This is a genomic window from Nitrosomonas sp. H1_AOB3, assembly GCF_015709435.1.
GTDB lineage: Bacteria > Pseudomonadota > Gammaproteobacteria > Burkholderiales > Nitrosomonadaceae > Nitrosomonas > Nitrosomonas europaea.
The window spans coordinates 1,824,087-1,843,664 of the sequence record NZ_CP054389.1; the positions used below are offsets into that span (position 1 = coordinate 1,824,087).

A 19,578-nucleotide genomic window follows, 5' to 3' on the forward strand; every position below is an offset into this window, starting at 1 on the left:
CAGACAGTTCATTAACTATAGATAAAGATGTTCAAAAGCTTATACAACTAAATCAGATCGTTAGGATAATCACGTAAAATTGAAGGTGCTTATTATCGCCTGACTAACTGATCTTATTTTATTATGTGGAAGCAAACTCTTGCCTCTAATAACAAAGGCTGGCAGTACACCATACGCACTTGCCAGCCTCAATAACTAATAGCCTTATTTGATCTCGCAACCAGCGCCAGCCTCAACTAATTGCTTTTTAAGTGACTCGGCATCTTCCTTAGAAATACCTTCCTTAACTGTCTTAGGCGCACCATCGACCAAATCCTTCGCTTCTTTCAAACCCAATCCAGTAACAGCTCTGACAACCTTAATAACGTTAACTTTGTTATCACCTGCTGCAGTAAGGATTACGGAGAATTCAGTTTGTTCCTCGACAGCTGCGGCAGCTGCGGGTGCTGCAGCGACAGCAACCGTTGCAGCAGCGGCTGAAACACCAAACTTCTCTTCCATTTCCTTAATCAGCTCAGACAATTCCAGAACTGTCATATTCGCAATAGATTCTAAAATTTCCGCTTTTGCTATAGCCATTTCTACTCCTGATATAAATTAAATTCTAACCAATCTGATATAAATCGTTTTAGCCGACTATATGTGCCAATTATTTTTTATCACGCACCGCAGCAAGTCCACGTACAAACTTTGAAGGTACTTCATTAAGTGTTCTAACAAATTTTGCAATAGGAGCCTGCATGGTACCAAGCAACTTGGACAGCAATTCCTCTCGGCTGGGCAACACAGCCAGAGCAGCCACATCCTTATCGGACATTACTATTCCAGCCATAGCACCAGCTTTGATTACAAAACGATCATTATCCTTGGCAAACTCATGAAGAATTTTTGCAGTAGCAACAGGATCGCTACCTATCCCATAAGCAAGCGGCCCCACCATCGATTCTGCCAATCCAGAAAATGGGGTATCGGCAACAGCCCTTCTTGCGAAGGTATTCTTGATTACTCGGAAATAAATTCCAGACTCACGTGCTTTGACTCGCAGTCGAGTAAACTGATCAACACCCAGCCCACGGTATTCAGCTATTACAATGGCCTGAGCTTTTGCAACTTGACTACTTACCTCGGCTACAATCGCTTTCTTTCCCTCGAGGTTATGACTCAAAAGATATTCTCCAGTTAGAATTCAGCCAATAAAAACCTACCGTTATTTACAACGATATCCTTCTGCTATACAACGGCGTCCTAATCAGGAGAAATCTTCTTCTGCCTGCTTTATGGGCACGCCATCTGCGTTGGGCACAACTATTAAGCTTACCGCTTATCTAGCCGGCATCGCCTTTTGATTGCAATTAAGCTTTTATTTCATAAATCAGCATAGAATATTGATTTATGATTTAAACAGCCCCAACGGTCTTTGATAACCTGCTGATTTGCCTATATCAGCAGCCCAAAGCCTTTTATTACACTTAAACTATTGCCGTATGATCTACACGCACACCCACACCCATGGTGCTTGAGATAGCCATCTTACGTAGATAAACACCTTTAGATGTTGTCGGCTTGGATTTATTTAACGCATCAACCAATGCCATAATATTTGCTCTCAAGGCTTCTACATCAAAAGAAGCCCTACCCACTGTGCAGTGTACTATACCGGCTTTATCAGCTCTGAATTGAACCTGTCCTGCTTTGGCATTTCTAATTGCGTTTATAACATCAACTGTTACCGTACCCACCTTTGGATTTGGCATTAATCCCCGAGGGCCAAGTATCTGCCCTAATTGCCCAACCACCCGCATTGCATCAGGGCTAGCAATAGCCAAGTCAAAATTGATCTCCCCTGCTTTCACACGTTCAGCAAGGTCTTCAAACCCCACAATATCTGCACCTGCATCTAAAGCCTCTTTAGCCTTATCTCCTTGTGCAAACACTGCCACTCTGACTGACTTACCGGTTCCCGATGGCAAAACTACCGATCCTCTTACCACTTGGTCAGATTTACGTACATCAATACCAAGATTTATTGCAATATCAACTGATTCATCAAATTTAGCTACCGCAGTTTCTTTCACAAGTGCTAATGCATCAACCAGCGAGTACAGCTGACTACGGTCAATTTTTTGTACTATTTCTCTATAACGCTTTGAAGTTTTGGCCATATCATACCCCATCGACTTCCACACCCATACTCCGGGCACTACCGGCAATTGTCCGGACAGCTGCATCCATATCTGCAGCAGTAAGATCAGCCATTTTTATTTTCGCGATTTCTTCTGCCTGACTGCGGGTTAATTTACCCACCTTATCTACATGAGGTTGTGCGCTACCTTTACTGAGACCGGCTAATTTCTTAATTAAAACAGATGCAGGGGTTGTTTTCAGGATGAATGTAAAACTCTTATCTGCATAAGCTGTAATTACCACCGGCACGGGCAATCCAGGCTCCATTTTTTGAGTTGCTGCGTTAAAAGCTTTACAAAATTCCATAATATTCAGCTGGCGCTGCCCAAGTGCTGGCCCCACTGGAGGACTTGGATTTGCTTTACCTGCTGGTATTTGCAGCTTTATATAACCTACTATTTTTTTTGCCAAAATATTCTCCTATCTGGGTCCAAGCGAGCATTACTCTCATAACACTCTCCCCTTATTGGGTTACTGCTCAATCCACAGCAAACACAGATTTATGTTTGCTGTAAATAACGACTTATATTTCTTACTAAACCTTATCAACCTGATGAAAATCCAATTCAACAGGAGTCGGCCGCCCAAAAATGGATACGGATACCTGCAACTTACTTTTATCGTAATTAACTTCTTCTACATTCCCGTGAAAATCAGTAAATGGCCCTTCTTTGATACGTACTGCCTCACCTGCCTCAAAAATTACTTTTGGCTTGGGTTTTTCTACCCCTTCCCTCACTTGATTAAATATACTTTCTATTTCCTTGTGACTTATTGGAACAGGTTGCGTAGATGTCCCACCAACGAATCCCGTTACTTTTGGCGTACCTTTAACCAAATGCCAAGTTTCATCGGTCATCTCCATCTCAATCAAAATATAACTTGGGAAAAATTTTCTTTCACTTATACTTTTTTGACCACCCTTAATCTCAATAACTTCTTCAACAGGAATCAAAATCTCACCAAACTTATCCTCAAGTTTATGCTGCGCTATCCGATCCTTTAAAGCTCTTTTTACACTCTTTTCAAAACCCGAATAGGTATGAACGGCATACCATTTCTTACTCATATTCCTCCCGGAACATTTTCAACTCTCTTGACCCACTGCGTATCTAACAACCGCCATTAAACCCGAATCCACGACCCATAGAAAAAGTGCCATCGCTATGACAAACGCACAGACCACACCGGCCATTTGCAATGTTTCCTTTCTACTGGGCCAAACAACTTTTTTTACTTCTTCTACTGAATCCTGAAAAAATAAGAATAATTGCTTTCCTTGTGTCGTAAATAAAATGACCACAAATGCAAGAACCAACCCTAATAATAGGGTTACCACTCTGATTACTGTAGGACTGTCTTGAAAAAAATAAAAGCTGAAAAAGCCAGCCACCGCCAACAGTGTTGCCAACCCAAGCTTAAATTTGTTCACTCTCTTATCTCTTAAATTACATCTGACTCTTAAAAAACAGAAATACTAGTCTTTTATCCTTAACTCAAACTAAGGATATCAGATCTGTTTCATCTATTTGATGGCAGGCCAGGAGGGCATCGAACCCCCAACCTTCGGTTTTGGAGACCGACGCTCTGCCAATTGAGCTACTGGCCTTCTAACTGGAACGTATCTAAGGTTAAAACCACACCAAAACAATTGTTTTAAAAATATATCAAAAATCACTCAATAATTTTTGCGACTACACCAGCACCTACCGTTCTTCCGCCTTCACGTATCGCAAACCTTAACCCATCTTCCATCGCAATCGGCGCAATTAAATTCACCGTCACCGATACATTATCCCCAGGCATCACCATCTCCGTACCCGCCGGCAACTCTATCGCTCCCGTAACATCCGTCGTTCTAAAGTAAAATTGCGGCCGATAGCCAGGAAAGAAAGGTGTATGTCTTCCGCCTTCATCCTTACTCAACACATAAATCTCTGCCGTGAATTTGGTGTGAGGGGATATGCTGCCCGGTTTTGCCAGCACTTGACCTCGCTCAACCTCTTCCCGTTTTGTACCCCGTAACAATATTCCCACATTATCACCAGCCTGACCTTGATCCAGTAACTTGCGGAACATTTCAACGCCGGTACAAACCGTCTTCAGTGTGGGCTTGAGACCAACAATCTCAATTTCATCACCTACCTTGATAATACCTCTTTCCACACGCCCGGTTACTACCGTTCCGCGGCCAGAAATCGAGAACACATCCTCAACCGGCATAATGAATGCGCCGTCAATCGCGCGTTCCGGTTGCGGTATATAACTATCCAGCGCTTCCGCCAGTTTCAATATGGAAGGTTCACCGATATCGCTTTGGTCTCCTTCTAACGCTTTCAGCGCTGAGCCAACAATGATTGGCGTATCGTCACCTGGAAAATCGTACTTCGATAACAGTTCACGTATCTCCATCTCCACCAACTCAATCAACTCGGCGTCATCAACCATATCCGCTTTGTTCATGTATACGATAATGTACGGAACACCTACTTGACGCGCCAGCAATATATGCTCACGCGTTTGCGGCATCGGTCCGTCGGCTGCGGACACAACCAGAATCGCTCCATCCATTTGCGCCGCACCGGTAATCATGTTCTTCACATAGTCCGCGTGCCCAGGACAGTCCACATGCGCATAATGGCGACTCGCTGTCTCATATTCTACATGCGCCGTATTGATGGTAATTCCACGCGCACGTTCTTCCGGTGCCGAGTCAATCTGATCGTAGCTCTTCGCTTCGCCGCCAAATTTCTTCGTCAATATCGTCGTGATCGCCGCCGTTAGCGTCGTCTTTCCGTGGTCAACGTGTCCTATCGTACCAACATTTACGTGTGGCTTCGACCGCTCAAATTTACTCTTTGCCATGTCCTGTTTCCCCTTTGCGTGCTTTGACCATACAACTTACATACAACCTATGGAGCCCATGACCAGGATTGAACTGGTGACCTCTCCCTTACCAAGGGAGTGCTCTACCACTGAGCTACATGGGCAAGCATAAACAACAACCATTAACCGTTTACCTTCTAACCCTCAATTGGAGCGGGTGAAGGGAATCGAACCCTCGTCGTAAGCTTGGAAGGCTTCTGCTCTACCATTGAGCTACACCCGCACTATTCACTGGAAGCACTACATCAACCAATCTTCGCCACAAGCTATCGCCAAGCCATTTCGCTGTGCTTCCTAAATTGGTGGAGGGGGAAGGATTCGAACCTTCGAAGGCAGAGCCGTCAGATTTACAGTCTGATCCCTTTGACCGCTCGGGAACCCCTCCAAAATAGCAGGGCATTATGAACGTTTAGCCAGACCAAGTCAATGCCAATAAATCCTGCCCTTTAACTCGGTACATAATTGCTGCTTTCACTACCATCGCGAAAACCGCTAAAGCTCGTTGCGCCAGGTCTGATCATCGTTGTCAAACAAGCGATTAGCCTCTGCCGGCCCCCAACTGCCAGCAGGGTAAGTCGGGATATATTCGCGCTCTACCACCCAATGTTTCAGAATAGGATCAATCACTTGCCACGCCCATTCAACTTCATCAAAACGAATGAAAAGTGAGCGATCGCCTTCAATGACGTCGAGCAGTAGCGCTTCATAAGCATCCAGCGCCTGTTCATCGGTTTTGAGAAAACTTGCGTTCATCTGCATCACCCGGGTATTCATATCGAGACCGGGTTGTTTAACATGAATTTCCATGTGCATCGATTCTTCAGGCTGAATCGAAAGCAACACCCAGTTTGGTGCAATCCATTCCAATGGTGTTTCACGGAAAAGTTGCTGGGGAGGATGCTTGAAACGAATTGCGATCATCGAATTCTGTTTCGGCATACGCTTACCTGTACGCAGATAAAACGGCACTCCCCGCCAGCGCCAATTATCAATGTAGAACTTGGCTGCCACAAAAGTTTCAGCAATCGAATCCCGTTCGACATTATCTTCCTGCTGATAACCTGCCACCACCTGCCCATCAATATTGCCGTGAGTATATTGAGCGCGCACAGCATGGGCATGTATCGCGCGCTTGGCAATGGGGCGAATCGAACGTAGTACTTTGACCTTTTCGTCACGTAAAGCATCTGCCTCAAGAGCAGGTGGCGGTTCCATGGCAACTACGGTCAATAATTGCATCAAATGATTCTGCAACATATCACGCAACGCACCAGCACGATCATAATACCCTGCACGTTTTTCAATACCACCCGATTCCGCCACCGTAATTTGTATATGATCAATAAAATTACGATTCCACAGTGGTTCAATCAACGTATTGGCAAACCGGAAAACAAGCAGATTCTGTACGGTTTCCTTACCAAGAAAATGATCGATACGATAAATCTGCTCTTCATCAAAATGCTGATGCAATAAGCGATTCAGTACCTGTGCCGATTCAAGATCCTCTCCAAATGGTTTTTCAATCACTACACGGTTCATTCCTCGCGGCTCATTGAGGCCAGCAGCCTTGAGATTCCTGATCACCGCAACGAAATCAGCAGGCCTGATCGCAAGATAAAATACCGTACGAGAACAAGCCGATCCGGGCGCCAGACCGGCAGCTAACACACGATAGGATTCGATATCGTTGAGATCTCCCTGCTGATAGCGGAAACGTGCAAAAAAACGCTCCAGCACTCCTTCCGGAAAAGATTGATCAATCCTATTCTTCAGTATTTCGCGCAGATGTTCGAGCCAATCGTCAGTTGTCCACTCGCGGCGCGAGAAAGCAACGATGGAAAAATTATCTGCCAGGCGGCCAGCATTTTCCAACTCAAATAACGCAGGCAGCAACTTGTTTGAGGCGAGATCCCCAGTTGCACCAAAAATGACAAATAAACAGGGAAGCTTTTCAGTCTGGCTCATTTTTGCATCATTCATTGCTCACCTTTTTTGATGGCATGGCCACCAAAACCGTGGCGCATCTTGGCAAGCATTTTAGCCGCATAATCATTTCTGCCCTGTGTGGTAAAACGCATCATCAGTGAAAGCATGATTACCGAGGCAGGAATACCCTGCTCAATAGAAGCAAGTGCCGTCCAGCGACCTTCACCCGAATCTGCCACAAAAGGAACAATATCATCAAGCATCTGATCTTCAGCCAGAAAATCAGCAGACAAATCGAGTAACCACGAGCGCACCACACTACCATGCCGCCATAACTCGGCAATCTCGGCAAGATCGAGATTGAACCCGGATTTGTCTTTCATCAGCGCAAATCCCTCGGCAAAGGCCTGCATCATGCCGTACTCGATCCCGTTATGGATCATTTTCACATAATGCCCTGAGCCAACCGGCCCAGTATGCAACCAACCAGTCGTTGGGGTCGGTGCCAATACTTCCAGATAAGGCTTCAGTCGCGCAGCTGCTGTATCTGATCCACCAAACATGATGCAGTAACCATTTTCCAATCCCCATATTCCTCCGGAAACCCCGGCATCGACAAATTCGATACCCCGTTCTGCACAGCGTGCCGCACGTGGCGCATCATCCTGATAATGGGCATTTGCACCATCCACGATCAGATCACCCGGGGACAATAATGGTAATAGTGTGGAAAGCGCCGTTTCAGTCACGTCACCCGCTGGCAGCATCAGCCATATAATCCGTGGTTTCTCAAGTACAGCAACCAGCTCGGTGTAATCCCTGCACGCGATGTGCCCCGTTTCCTTCACCAATGCCTCGGCTACATCAAAACTACGGTTCATCACTGCAATTTTTCTGCTCTGTCGGGCAAGACGGCGTGCCATATTGCCCCCCATGCGCCCTAAACCCACCATACCGAATTCCATACTTCCCCCCTTCAACAGAGATGATCAGAAGGAAACATCCGGTCAATCAGGGATTCCGATGATCATTCCGGATGCAACCTCAGATCGGATTCACACTGGCAGCAAGTTCCACAGCCAGCTTGCCCAGCACCGCCGAATCATCGAGTCCGTCAAGCAAATACTGTGGAATCCCGGACAAGCCGGTTTGTGCACCGGCAAGTGCTCCGGTCAGCATGGCACGCGCCTGGTTCTGCCCCCCGCCATTGACCGCATGGAGGACGGCTGATTTGAAATCGTCACGAAACCTTGCTGCCAGATAATAGGCAGCCGGCAACTGATGATAAATCGCACATGGCATACCATACACAATGGATACTTTCCATGCCGGCTCAATACAAATTCCAGAATCTACGGCTGCCGCAGCCATATAAGAAGGTGTGAGCAACGCATCCGGGGAAGCAAAGCGGCCCGCACGCGGTGGATCCGGATCACCAGGGCGCGGAGGTTGCAGATCATCGCCAGTCACAGCATGGAATGGCAGTGCGCCACTTTTTACAAGATCCATGAGTTTTCCCGATAAACCGGTATCAAGCGCATGCCCCTGAATCAGCAAACCCAGCACCGCACCATATGCAACGGTCATCGAAACGATTGTTTCATCTGTCTGAGTAAGCGTTGTATTAGCTGAAACCGCCGCAGCAAGCTGCTCCGGCTGGTATGCATAACGAACAGCAATTGCAAGTGTACGCTCCACTGCCTCGGTCGTATCCGCATGGCCACCCGTCTGCCCCCAAGGCAACATCTGCTGCACACGCCGCCGCCACGTTTCACGAATCGACTGGCTGGTATAGCCACCAGGACCATTGACCGGCGTACCATCCAGTAACGGAAACAGCTCTTCATCCATGCGACGGCAGAAATCTTCAGCATCGTAACCGCCACATTCAACCAGTGAACGAACCATCATCTTCAAAATGAAACCAGACTGCGATAACTGCCCTGCTTTCAATCCAGCATGATATCGATCTGGCTTGGGGTCGGTGTAACCGGTAATCCAGTCACCATAATCTCGACGAAGCTCGGAAAGATCATAGTACCAATGCGGGCCCAACCCTAAAGCATCCCCGATGAATGCTCCCATGATGGCCCCTGCGGCACGGTCTTGTATATTTTTATCTGACATGAATAAACAACCTCCTGTTCTACATTCTGAAAAACAAATTCAGTAAACCCGGAGTACCATCGACGCAAATTCGAAAACATCAAATCTTACCCGGCAGTATCATCAAACGGCCGGTTATTCAGCTCTCATTTCACTGAATAACACCTCGGGTCCATTGGATGACTGACAGACTTCAACAACTTTATGCCGGGATTGTTCGCCGCGCTTCAGCGTGATGTTCTTCCGGGGAACATTAAAGCGTTTCGCCAGAAATTCCGTCAGCGCACGATTCGCTTTTCCGTCCACAGGAAGAGCTGCCAGTTTTATTTTCAGCTCTTCTCCGCAAATGCCAACTGCTTCAGTTTGTCTGGCACCTGGCTGAACGTAAAGTTTCAATATCAAGAGACTGCGATCGTTGCCAAAGCTATACCAGCTCATTAAAACATCTGTATGATCTGGCGCTGCAAATTCTCCACGACCATCATAAGTACCTGCAACAGAATAAAGGCAAATATCGGAGAAAGATCAAAGTTGGCTATGGGAGGAATATACCGGCGTATCGGCCCCAAAACAGGCCCGGTAAAACTTTCCAACACGGGTGCAAGTGGAGTATGTGGATTAATCCACGACAATACAGCCTGTACAATAATTGAAATTAACAGGATGTTAAGTGTCATGCTGGCAAGTTTCACCAATGCCAGCAATGCAAATGCGAACATGCTGCTTCCCGCACCGAAACCTCCCAGCAGATTGACGCCCACCAGAATAATAAATTGGGCAAGCCAGGCCAGTACAAAAGTAGATAGATCAAGACCCCGCCAACTGGGTATCACCCGGCGTGCTGGCCTGACGATAAAATCCGTTACCGCTACCAGAAATCTCGTAAACGGATGATAGTAAGGTACACGAGACCACTGCACATAAAATCTCAATAACAGGGCCAGTGAAAACAAGCTCAGCAGGGTATCCAGCAAAAATATCATTATTTGATTGGGCATGGCTTTTCCATTGAAAGTTAGGGTTATTGCCGAGTCGTGACCCGGTTACAGGCCGGATTATGTACGTCCGAATATTTCACCCATTTGCCGGGAACGATCACAGGCAGCATGCATGGCACGAATAAACGCCCCTCTGATATCGGCTTGTTCCATACTGAGTAAAGCTTGTTCAGTCGTTCCACCTTGCGAAGTCACTTTCATCCTCAGCGTTGCAAGTGTGTCATTACTTTGTGCGGCAAGATGTGTTGCGCCCAGAAATGTCTGCATTGCAAGCTGTTTCGCCGTATCTGCTGTCAGTCCCAACTGTGTTCCGGCCTCCTGCATGGCCTCCAGAAAATAGAAAACATACGCCGGGCCACTGCCAGATAAAGCTGTCACCGCATCCAGCTGCGCTTCTTCATCCACCCAAATTACTGTACCGATTGCCTCCAGAATCGTAGTGGCTTGTTCCTTCTGCCGGCTATCGACCAAAGGTAACGCATATAAGCCGGTAACACCTTCTCCAATCAGAGCTGGCGTATTAGGCATGGCACGAATGATAAATTCATGCCGGTTCAGCCACTGGCTCAGATCACTTGCACGAACTCCCGCTGCAATCGAAATTACAAGTTTATTCTGCAGAAATTGTGCAGCCTGATTGGCCACAGCACGTAACTGCTGCGGCTTTACGGCAAGAATAACAATCTCACTGCCATGAATTCCATCAGGTATCGATACCGTAACCGTGACACCGCATGCCTCGGCAAGTTGCTGTCGTCGCATCGCATCGGTTTCCACGGCACAGATGTGTGAAGGTGTGCTTCCATGATGTATCAGGCCGCCGATCATGGCTCCAGCCATGTTTCCGCCACCAATAAAAGTAATTTTCATGAATGACTCTGACTTATATAAATAAATGGCAACAGCAAGACTGAACACACCCGGCAGATAGTGCAGCTGCCAGGGATCATTTTTTGAACAGATTGATTATCACACTCAATACGATGCTCACAATAAGCATGGACGTGATGGGAATAAATATCTTGCTATGCCGGGTTTCAATTCGAATATCGCCCGGCAGCTTTCCGAACCAATTGAATAACCAGGGCGCAAAGTGCAGCACTACGCCAATAACAAGTAGCGCAGCACCCGCTATCATCAACCAACGTGTAATCTGTTCCATTCAATCAACGAAAAACCTCAGAGATACCTCTGAAAATCATCAGATATCAATGATCTGTAACAACACCAGCTCATAACCAATCAGACCAGCATACCCGGTTGAGATCATATAGAGCAGGTGCCGGCACCGGAATCCACCACGAATCTGCACTTCATGGTGGATGGTCAGAATAATTGCTGCCAGAGAGGTAAGCGCCAGTTTGAAACGAACGAATTTCTGTGTACTTTCTTCAATCAGCACTGCCATGAAATAATTGAGTTCCGTACCACCATCGGACAATATATTGATCGTCAAAAAGGCATCTGTTGCGCTGAATAATACTATGGCAAGGCAGCAGATCACCAAAGGCCAGCCATACTTATCAACATAAGCCGCACCTTTACCGGAACGTCTGCGAGTAACCCGCCTCCCCTGTTTAATTCCCAACTGGTAAGGACAAACAAAAGAAGCTCCGGCCCGTCTTTCCTGTAATCGCTGATCTATCGTCAATTGGTTCGCCACAATTCACTCTCCCTGGGTATAAGATCTGATCCGTTTTCTCGGGAAATCGACCCGGTACTCTACCTCATTTATACAAGAACCAAGTGTAAAGCCACCCGTTCAGCAGCGCAACACTGCATACCAGGCCAATTAAAAACACGTATAGCGCAATCTTTTCAGATTGGGCTATAATGTTCGGCCCAAAAAGGGACAGGTTAGTAATTTTCTGCAGGCAAGTAGATACCAGGACTTTTACTGACTTCACTTAGTTTCCTTACGCAAGTACAAACAGACATCATTAAAAATGAAACGTACCTACCAACCATCCGTCATCAGCAGAAAACGTACCCATGGATTTCGCGTCCGCATGAAAACGCGCGGCGGCAGAGCAGTTATTCGTGCACGCCGAGCAAAAGGACGAGCCAAGCTTAGCGTGTAATCATAAATATAAGTCTGGCCACTGCCCGAACTGCATTTCTTGACAACCAGGCAAATTTGTACGCTACCCAGGCAGTGCAAGCTGCGAAAAGCTGATGAATTTCGTGCTGTGCTGCGGAATCGGATCGTGTTCGAAAGTCTCTCGCTGCGATTATATGTAAAGCCCATCGATGTTGACTATGCGCGTATTGGTCTGATCGTGGCAAAAAGGGTTGAACGAAAAGCTGTCAGGAGAAATCGTATCAAACGCCTGATCAGGGAAGCATTCCGCAGACACCGGCAAATGCTCATGGGTCTGGATTGTGTCATGCAGCTTCGGCGTCCCGTTGAACTGTTAGATTCGACCCGCATCTATCAGGAAGCTGTAATGCTTCTCAACAAAGCAGCCAGACAATTATGAAACAACTGATCATCGGTCTCATCAAACTCTACCGGTATAGTATTGGGCTCTTGATCCCGCCTTCCTGCAGATTTTATCCAACCTGTTCGAACTATATGCATGAAGCACTGGTGAAACATGGTCTCATCAAGGGGCTATGGCTGGGTATGAAACGAATATTGCGCTGCCACCCATGGAATCAGGGGGGATATGACCCTGTTCCATAGAAAAAGTGGATAATGCACTTCCACCAATTATCAGATTCCAGTCATTTAATATTTTGCACTAAAAATTTTCTGCTTTTCCGAGCTCCAAAGAAATGGACAATAAAAAAATCGTACTGCTTATCATTTTTTCGACATCATTGCTGTTTTTATGGGATGCATGGATAAAGGAGCAGGAAAAGTTCAACAATCCTCCCGCCATTACCCAGGCTGATTCTTCAGCCGGATCGACACAATCCAGAAATGACGACAGCCTCCCTGTTCCTGGCAGTGAGCTGACATCATCACAAGCAAGTCCGGATACAAATGGAATACCTGCAAGCGGTGGTAATGGAGACTCGGTTACTCCACGCCTCCTGCCATCAGGAGAACAGATACGTGTCGTCACCGACAAGGTCATTGCAGAAATCGATACGATCGGCGGCGATTTACGGCGTCTGGAGTTGCTGCAGCAACCTTCGTCAGAAGACAAAGACACACCTTACGCTCTGCTGTACAGCGAGGCTGCGCGTACCTATATTGCACAATCCGGCCTGGTTGGAGAAGGCCTGCCCAACCATAAAACAACTTTCCGGGCAGAGTCGGATATACGCAACTACGAGCTCTCCTCGGGCGAGGATAAAATCGTCATCCGCCTGCTGGCACCTGAGGCCCAAGGTGTTCAGGTCATCAAAACCTATACTTTCCACCGTGACAGCTATGTGATCGATGTCGGTTTCGAAGTGGAAAACAAAGGTGACGCCACAGTTCGCCCGTTTGCCTATTTCCAGATGCTGCGTGACGGTAATCCGCCACCCGCCAAGACCATGATGATCCCCACATTCCTGGGGGCAGCCGTTTACACTGAGGAAGGTAAATATCAGAAAATTCCTTTTTCCGATCTGGACAAGAACAAGGCAGATTATCCGGCCAATGCGAACAATGGCTGGATTGCCATGCTGGAACATTATTTCCTGACTGCCTGGCTGCCACAACAGCAGACACCACGTGAATTTTTTGCCAAACGGCAGAGTGACAATCTCTACAGTGCCGGGGTGATTGTACCCGCTGGTGTCATCGCGCCTGGTGAAATTGCAGCCACCACCATGCCATTTTATGCAGGCCCCGAAGAGCAGGATAATCTGGAAGGATTGGCTCCCGGTCTGGATCTCACAGTTGATTACGGCTGGCTGACAGTGATTGCCAAACCGCTATTCCGCCTGCTTTCGTTCTATCATTCATGGACGGACAATTGGGGGGTGGCAATCATCCTGTTGACAATGACCGTCAAACTTCTGTTCTTCCCGCTATCTGCAGCCGGCTATCGATCCATGGCCAAGTTGCGCCTGGTAACACCCAAACTGAAGCGTATTCAGGATCAATATAAAGGTGATCGGCAGCGTATGCACCAGGCCATGATGGAATTCTACAAAGAGGAAAAAATCAACCCGATGGGAGGATGTTTTCCTATATTGGTGCAAATTCCGGTTTTCATCGCTCTGTACTGGACTATTCTTGCAGCGGTAGAGCTGCGTTATGCTCCTTTGGCGCTCTGGATCGATGACTTATCCTCTCCAGATCCCTTCTACATGCTGCCGCTGCTGATGGGTATTTCCATGTTTGTGCAGACCAAGCTTAACCCGACGCCGACAGATCCGCTCCAGGCAAAAATAATGCAAATTATGCCTGTTGCCTTCAGCGCCATTTTCTTCTTCTTCCCGGCCGGCCTGGTTCTGTATTCGCTGGTCAACAATATTCTGTCGATTGCACAGCAATGGAAGATTACAAAAATGTACGGGACTGCCCCCAGCAAGGACACGCCTGAACCACCCGTCAGTAAACAGGTAAATAGTTCAGAAAATCCTGAAACAACTGCCAGCAGTCCGGCTGATAGCCCTAAACAGCCTCAAACTCCTGCCAATAATCCAAGGAAAATGTACAAAAGAACGAGAAAGAAATAGATATTTATCGCTTTAATCGCTCTTTGTCCTTTTGGATCAAAAAACCCTGCCCTCTCTGGTGACAAGTAATGACACCATCGCGGCAATTGCCACGCCTCCCGGTCGTGGCGGAATAGGCATCATCCGGATTTCCGGAACAAATCTGGAATCGCTTGCCCGGAAAATCCTGGGCAAGCTTCCCGACCCGCGTCATGCCGGGTTATTCAGCTTCCTTGATCAGAATAGTCAGATCATCGATCAGGGAATCGCACTTTACTTTCCTTCTCCCCATTCCTACACCGGCGAAGAGGTGCTGGAACTGCAGGGGCATGGCGGCCCCGCCGTCATGAATCTGCTACTGGATCGCTGCCTTCAATTGGGTGCCCGCCTGGCGGAACCGGGTGAATTTACGTTACGAGCCTTTCTCAACGATAAACTCGATCTCGCACAGGCAGAAGGCGTCGCTGATCTGATCACAGCCAGCACCGCCAATGCCGCGCGCTGTGCAGTACGCTCATTGCACGGAGAATTCTCATTAACGATTCACCAGCTCGTCAGTGCTCTGATCGATCTGCGTGTACTGGTCGAAGCAACACTCGATTTTCCGGAAGAAGAAATCGATTTTCTCCAGTCAGCCCATGCCGCAGAACAACTGGCGACGATCCGAGCCAAACTGGAACAGGTACTGGTTGCATCTCGCCAGGGCAATCTGCTGCAGGAAGGCATCAAAGTCGTACTGGTCGGTCAGCCCAACGTAGGCAAATCCAGCCTGCTCAACCGTCTTGCCGGAGACGAGGTTGCCATTGTCACTGATATTCCCGGTACGACAAGAGACACTGTCCGGCAATCAATCGAAATCGAAGGAATTCCACTGCACTTGATCGATACCGCAGGACTGAGAGAAACCAGCGACATTGTTGAGCAACATGGAATTGCCCGCACCTACGCTGCAATCGAACAGGCTGATCTGGTATTGTTACTGGTGGACAGCCGCCACGGTGTAACAGAAGAAGATCGCTCTGTGCTGGCGCGCCTGCCGGAACGGTTGCCGGTACTGACCGTCCACAACAAGATCGATCTGTCAGCCCAGCCTCCCCGCCTGGAAGAAAACACATCAGGAACAACCATTTACCTTTCAGCCAGAAGCGGGGAAGGAATGGAGCTGTTACGGACTGCACTGCTCAAAACTGCCGGCTGGCAGGCCAACATTGCCGGAGAAGGTGCCTACATGGCTCGCCAGCGCCACCTGCAGGCATTGCTACAGGCAAAAGAACTGCTGGAAAGAGCAGCCGCCTGGCTGCATCGTGCAGATCAGCTGGAAATACTGGCCGAAGAATTACGCCTCGCGCAACAAGCCCTATCCTCCATCACTGGCGAATTTACCAGCGATGACCTGCTAGGCGAGATTTTTTCCAGTTTCTGCATCGGAAAATAACAAGCCTTCCTGGCGGTATCGAAGTACCTCGAATCCGGATCAACCGGATAAAAAGTGGGAAAATCACAGGCATAAAGAAAAATATGAAATCAGGCCCGTGTGATAAGGTTAATGATAGCCACCGCCTCATTCAAACTGCATAAATTCATCATTCTCCTGGTATGAAATCTATCGAACAGCAATTCTTCAACGATCTGGAAAAAAAACTCTGGACCGCCGCCGACAAGCTGCGCTCCAACCTCGACGCCGCCGTGTACAAGCACGTCGTGCTCGGGCTGATCTTTTTGAAGTACGTCTCCGATGCTTTCGAAGAACGGCAGAGAGAGCTGCGCGCGCAGTTCACCGATCCGAATCATGACTACACCATGGACCCGGAAGAATACGGTGGCGCAGGCACGCAGGAATACGAGGAAAACATCACCGCCGAGCTGGAAGTCCGCGACTACTACACCGAGAAAAACGTGTTCTGGGTGCCGGTCGAAGCACGCTGGCAAATCCTGCGCGACTGCGCGCAACTGCCGCCAAAAGCGGCGCTACCATGGAACAAGCCTGGCAAGGACGAGCCCGAGGAAATGCGCTCGGTCGGCTGGCTGATCGACAACGCCATGGAAGCTGTCGAGCGTGAGAACGCCCGCCTGAAGAACGTGCTCAACAAGGACTTCGCCCGCGTCCAGCTCGACTCCAGCAAGCTGGCCGGGTTGATCAGCCACTTCTCGGATACCGACTTCGCTGCCCGCGAATACAAGGGCCAGCCGCTGGACCTGAAATCCAGGGACATCCTCGGCCATGTCTACGAATACTTCCTCGGCCAGTTCGCCCTGGCCGAAGGCAAGAAGGGCGGCCAGTACTACACGCCCAAGAGCATCGTCACCCTGATCGTGGAAATGCTCCAGCCGTTCAAGGGCCGCGTCTATGACCCGGCCATGGGTTCCGGCGGTTTCTTCGTGCAAAGCGAGGAATTCATCGAACAGCACGGCGGTAAGGCCGCGAACGGCAAGATCGGACAGATCAGCGTCTACGGACAGGAGAGCAATCCCACCACTTGGCGGCTAGCGGCGATGAACATGGCCATTCGCGGTATCGACTTCAACTTCGGCACCGGCCCGGCGGATACCTTGCTGAACGACCTGCACCCGGACCTGCGCGCCGATTTCGTGATGGCCAACCCGCCCTTCAATATGAAGGAGTGGTGGAACGAAAAACTGGCCGCCGACCCGCGCTGGATCGCCGGCACGCCGCCGCAGGGCAACGCCAACTTCGCCTGGCTGCAGCACATGCTCTGGCATCTGGCGCCCACCGGCAGCATGGCGCTGCTGCTGGCCAACGGTTCCATGAGTTCCAACACTATATAGCGTAGTCACAAGATATCAGCCCAGAGGGCGATACATCTAATTTGCACGACAGCAAGGAAAGAAGAGGTGTTTTTGGCGTATCTTGTAGCGATGCCACGCCATCTTTTGAGATGAAGAAAAGCATTTTCGACGAGATGCCTCAGCTTATACAGTTCTTTATCGTAAGGTCTTTGTATTTTTCGATTCTTTTTTGGCGGGATAACAGCTTCCATTCCCTGTTTTTCCGCCTGTTCAACAATGGCATTACTGTCATAGCCACGATCTGCCAGCAGATGATCTGCATCAATCCCTTCGATCAGGCGGCCAGCCTGCGTGCAATCAGCAGTGGTACCTTGTGTAACAAGGATTCTGACCGGCATACCATGCGCATCCACGGCCAGATGTATCTTGGTGTTGAGCCCCCTTTTGTCCGATTCATATCCTGATTACCTCCTCTGGCTCCACTGGCGTGTGGATGAACTTTACAGTGACTGGCATCCATTATCAGCCATTCATAATCTGGATCATCAATCAGGATTTCCAGCAATTTTTCCCAGATACCTTTGTCACGCCAGCGAATGAAACGGCGATGAGTATTGCTCCAACCCCCGTAGTCCGGCGGTAAATCCCTCCATGGGGCTCCTGTCCGTATAATCCAGAAAACAGCATTGATAAACTGACGATTATCTGTGGCTACCCCTCCCCATGCCCCTTCTCGGCCTGGTAAATGCCCCTCAAGTAGCGACCATATCCTATCTGAAATATCATGCCTGCGATGTGAATGTGTCATGCGAGTCCCTTTAATTTCTTAAAAGGATCTCATATTTCTTATCTCATGACTACACTATCTAACAACGAAGGCGAAATCCGCAAGCGGCTGATCGAGGACGACTACGTAGAGTGCATGGTTGCGCTGCCCGGTCAGTTGTTTACCAACACCCAGATACCGGCCTGTATCTGGTTCCTGACCCGCGACAAGCAGAACGGCTTTGCGTTGGACAAGAAGAAGCGTGATCGGCGCGGCGAATTCCTGTTCATTGACGCCCGCCAGATGGGCTACATGAAAGACCGCGTGCTGCGCGACTTCACTGCGGACGACATCGAGAAAATCGCCGACACCTTCCATGCCTGGCAGCAGGGCGAGGGCTATGAAGATGTACCGGGATTTTGCCATTCCGCCAAGCTGGACGATGTGCGCAAGCACGAGCATGTACTGACGCCCGGGCGCTACGTGGGCGCGGCGGAGCAGGAAGAAGACGGCGAGCCCTTTGCCGAGAAGATGCAGCGGCTGACGGCGCAACTGGCCGAGCAGTTTGCGGAGAGTGAGAAGCTGGAAGCGGAGATCAGGAAGAGTTTGGCGGGGTTGGGATATGGGGTCTGATCTGCGCTCTATGTGGAGGGCTGCGGGAGGTAGCGTTCCAGAGAATTGGCACTTTCAAACGATCGAAAGTTTACTGGAACATCCGAAATCAATCGCTGTTGGTGTCATGTATCCCGGATCGGATACGGCTGATGGTGTGCCGCTCATTAAGGTTTCTGATATCAAGAATGGCGAAGTTCAAGGAAAACCTTCCTTCTGCATCAGTCGCGAGGTCGATGAGGAGTACAAGCGAACACGTCTTCGTGGAGACGAATTACTAATTACTTTAGTTGGGGAACCGGGAGATTGCGCAATCGCTACAGATGAAATGGCCGGGTGGAATGCGGCGCGTGCCGTGGCTATTTTGAAGTTGAAAAATCCAGATTTGCGGCCTTGGTTGCGATTTGTTTTGCTGAGTGCGCCGGCCAAACACTTGGTTGGTGCGAGATTGAACACAACTGTTCAAAAAACACTCAACCTCAAAGATATTCGTGAGCTTGGTGTTCCATTACCGCCAGAGATATGCCGCAATCAAATCGTTAGCGTGCTTTCCTCGCTGGACAAAAAAATCTCACTCAACCGCCGCATCAACCAAACCCTCGAAGCCATGGCGCAAGCTATCTTCAAGTCTTGGTTTGTCGATTTCGACCCGGTCAAGGCCAGGATCGCAGCCATCGAGCAAGGCGAAGACCCGCTGCGCGCCGCCATGCGCGCCATCAGCGGCATGAATCGCCCCGGGTTTTGAGG

Annotated in this window: 24 protein-coding genes and 4 tRNA genes; 8 read left to right on the forward strand and 20 right to left on the reverse strand. The window is 48.8% G+C overall.

Features of this window, described 5'->3' with window-relative positions; genetic code table 11:
- Positions 1–204: 204 nt before the first annotated feature.
- From rplL to HRU73_RS08635, 19 genes are all read right to left on the reverse strand, one after another.
- Positions 205–579: a 50S ribosomal protein L7/L12 gene (gene rplL / locus HRU73_RS08545; protein ID WP_011112560.1), complete on the reverse strand. Its 375-nt coding sequence runs from the start codon at positions 577–579 to the stop codon at positions 205–207.
- Between the two features lie 70 nt (positions 580–649).
- Positions 650–1,165, reverse strand: a complete 516-nt coding sequence (gene rplJ, locus HRU73_RS08550) for a 50S ribosomal protein L10 (protein ID WP_011112561.1) — start codon at positions 1,163–1,165, stop codon at positions 650–652.
- A 304-nt stretch (positions 1,166–1,469) separates the two neighbouring features.
- Complete coding sequence (gene rplA / locus HRU73_RS08555; RefSeq protein WP_011112562.1) at positions 1,470–2,162, reverse strand: 50S ribosomal protein L1; 693 nt, start codon at positions 2,160–2,162, stop codon at positions 1,470–1,472.
- A 1-nt stretch (position 2,163) separates the two neighbouring features.
- A complete protein-coding gene (gene rplK / locus HRU73_RS08560) occupies positions 2,164–2,595 on the reverse strand; it encodes a 50S ribosomal protein L11 (protein WP_011112563.1) in 432 nt (143 codons plus the stop codon).
- Between the two features lie 124 nt (positions 2,596–2,719).
- A complete protein-coding gene (gene nusG, locus HRU73_RS08565) occupies positions 2,720–3,253 on the reverse strand; it encodes a transcription termination/antitermination protein NusG (RefSeq protein WP_011112564.1) in 534 nt (177 codons plus the stop codon).
- Between the two features lie 18 nt (positions 3,254–3,271).
- Positions 3,272–3,616: a preprotein translocase subunit SecE gene (gene secE / locus HRU73_RS08570; RefSeq protein ID WP_041356828.1), complete on the reverse strand. Its 345-nt coding sequence runs from the start codon at positions 3,614–3,616 to the stop codon at positions 3,272–3,274.
- A 101-nt stretch (positions 3,617–3,717) separates the two neighbouring features.
- Positions 3,718–3,793 (reverse strand) — tRNA-Trp (locus HRU73_RS08575).
- A 65-nt stretch (positions 3,794–3,858) separates the two neighbouring features.
- The gene (tuf, locus tag HRU73_RS08580; protein WP_287398415.1) at positions 3,859–5,049 is read right to left on the reverse strand and encodes an elongation factor Tu; all 1,191 of its coding nucleotides are present in this window, start codon (positions 5,047–5,049) and stop codon (positions 3,859–3,861) included.
- A gap of 50 nt (positions 5,050–5,099) precedes the next feature.
- Positions 5,100–5,174, reverse strand: a tRNA-Thr gene (locus tag HRU73_RS08585).
- Positions 5,175–5,219: 45 nt separating this feature from the next.
- Positions 5,220–5,293: transfer RNA gene (locus HRU73_RS08590), tRNA-Gly, on the reverse strand.
- Between the two features lie 77 nt (positions 5,294–5,370).
- Positions 5,371–5,455: transfer RNA gene (locus HRU73_RS08595), tRNA-Tyr, on the reverse strand.
- A 107-nt stretch (positions 5,456–5,562) separates the two neighbouring features.
- Positions 5,563–7,053, reverse strand: coding sequence for a glucose-6-phosphate dehydrogenase (zwf, locus tag HRU73_RS08600; protein ID WP_287398418.1), 1,491 nt, complete (start codon positions 7,051–7,053; stop codon positions 5,563–5,565).
- Positions 7,050–7,964, reverse strand: coding sequence for a phosphogluconate dehydrogenase (NAD(+)-dependent, decarboxylating) (gnd, locus tag HRU73_RS08605; protein ID WP_287398419.1), 915 nt, complete (start codon positions 7,962–7,964; stop codon positions 7,050–7,052). Before gnd ends, zwf begins: the two co-directional genes overlap by 4 nt.
- 79 nt (positions 7,965–8,043) lie before the next feature.
- Entirely contained in the window at positions 8,044–9,126 is a 1,083-nt protein-coding gene (locus tag HRU73_RS08610) for an ADP-ribosylglycohydrolase family protein (RefSeq protein ID WP_287398420.1), read from the reverse strand.
- A 114-nt stretch (positions 9,127–9,240) separates the two neighbouring features.
- On the reverse strand, positions 9,241–9,543 hold the full coding sequence (locus tag HRU73_RS08615; protein WP_011111030.1) for a DUF167 domain-containing protein: 303 nt from the start codon (positions 9,541–9,543) through the stop codon (positions 9,241–9,243).
- The gene (locus tag HRU73_RS08620; RefSeq protein ID WP_276677315.1) at positions 9,543–10,103 is read right to left on the reverse strand and encodes a YggT family protein; all 561 of its coding nucleotides are present in this window, start codon (positions 10,101–10,103) and stop codon (positions 9,543–9,545) included. The genes HRU73_RS08615 and HRU73_RS08620 overlap by 1 nt, the downstream gene beginning before the upstream one ends.
- Positions 10,104–10,160: 57 nt before the next feature.
- The gene (proC, locus tag HRU73_RS08625; protein WP_287398421.1) at positions 10,161–10,973 is read right to left on the reverse strand and encodes a pyrroline-5-carboxylate reductase; all 813 of its coding nucleotides are present in this window, start codon (positions 10,971–10,973) and stop codon (positions 10,161–10,163) included.
- Positions 10,974–11,049: 76 nt separating this feature from the next.
- Positions 11,050–11,265 (reverse strand): DUF2905 domain-containing protein, encoded by a 216-nt coding sequence (locus HRU73_RS08630; protein WP_011111027.1) that lies wholly within the window; start codon positions 11,263–11,265, stop codon positions 11,050–11,052.
- Between the two features lie 39 nt (positions 11,266–11,304).
- A complete protein-coding gene (locus tag HRU73_RS08635) occupies positions 11,305–11,766 on the reverse strand; it encodes a DUF5658 family protein (RefSeq protein WP_276818629.1) in 462 nt (153 codons plus the stop codon).
- Positions 11,767–12,049: 283 nt separating this feature from the next.
- Between HRU73_RS08635 and rpmH the strand changes: the two genes are divergently transcribed.
- The 6 genes from rpmH (at position 12,050) to HRU73_RS08665 (ending at position 17,492) form a co-directional block, all read left to right on the forward strand.
- On the forward strand, positions 12,050–12,184 hold the full coding sequence (gene rpmH / locus HRU73_RS08640) for a 50S ribosomal protein L34 (protein ID WP_011111025.1): 135 nt from the start codon (positions 12,050–12,052) through the stop codon (positions 12,182–12,184).
- 108 nt (positions 12,185–12,292) lie between these two features.
- Positions 12,293–12,583, forward strand: a complete 291-nt coding sequence (gene rnpA, locus HRU73_RS08645; protein ID WP_347889052.1) for a ribonuclease P protein component — start codon at positions 12,293–12,295, stop codon at positions 12,581–12,583.
- Positions 12,580–12,789: a membrane protein insertion efficiency factor YidD gene (yidD, locus tag HRU73_RS08650; RefSeq protein ID WP_276677313.1), complete on the forward strand. Its 210-nt coding sequence runs from the start codon at positions 12,580–12,582 to the stop codon at positions 12,787–12,789. Before rnpA ends, yidD begins: the two co-directional genes overlap by 4 nt.
- Before the next feature lie 92 nt (positions 12,790–12,881).
- Positions 12,882–14,726: a membrane protein insertase YidC gene (gene yidC, locus HRU73_RS08655; protein WP_281870490.1), complete on the forward strand. Its 1,845-nt coding sequence runs from the start codon at positions 12,882–12,884 to the stop codon at positions 14,724–14,726.
- Between the two features lie 58 nt (positions 14,727–14,784).
- Complete coding sequence (mnmE, locus tag HRU73_RS08660) at positions 14,785–16,140, forward strand: tRNA uridine-5-carboxymethylaminomethyl(34) synthesis GTPase MnmE (RefSeq protein WP_287398423.1); 1,356 nt, start codon at positions 14,785–14,787, stop codon at positions 16,138–16,140.
- 161 nt (positions 16,141–16,301) lie between these two features.
- Positions 16,302–17,492 carry a class I SAM-dependent DNA methyltransferase gene (locus HRU73_RS08665; RefSeq protein WP_287398424.1) on the forward strand — a complete coding sequence of 397 codons (1,191 nt, stop codon included), beginning with the start codon at positions 16,302–16,304 and terminating at the stop codon, positions 17,490–17,492.
- Between the two features lie 5 nt (positions 17,493–17,497).
- Here HRU73_RS08665 and HRU73_RS08670 read toward each other — a convergent pair.
- Positions 17,498–18,261 (reverse strand): IS5 family transposase gene (locus HRU73_RS08670; RefSeq protein WP_144039592.1). Its coding sequence is split into 2 segments (ribosomal slippage): positions 17,498–17,901 and positions 17,901–18,261, totalling 765 coding nucleotides; the frame shifts between segments, so codons are not numbered across the junction.
- Positions 18,262–18,306: 45 nt separating this feature from the next.
- Between HRU73_RS08670 and HRU73_RS08675 the strand changes: the two genes are divergently transcribed.
- Together HRU73_RS08675 and HRU73_RS08680 are read left to right on the forward strand one after the other, a co-directional pair.
- Positions 18,307–18,852 carry an N-6 DNA methylase gene (locus tag HRU73_RS08675; protein WP_287398425.1) on the forward strand — a complete coding sequence of 182 codons (546 nt, stop codon included), beginning with the start codon at positions 18,307–18,309 and terminating at the stop codon, positions 18,850–18,852.
- A complete protein-coding gene (locus tag HRU73_RS08680) occupies positions 18,842–19,576 on the forward strand; it encodes a restriction endonuclease subunit S (protein WP_287398426.1) in 735 nt (244 codons plus the stop codon). Before HRU73_RS08675 ends, HRU73_RS08680 begins: the two co-directional genes overlap by 11 nt.
- Positions 19,577–19,578 lie beyond the last annotated feature (2 nt).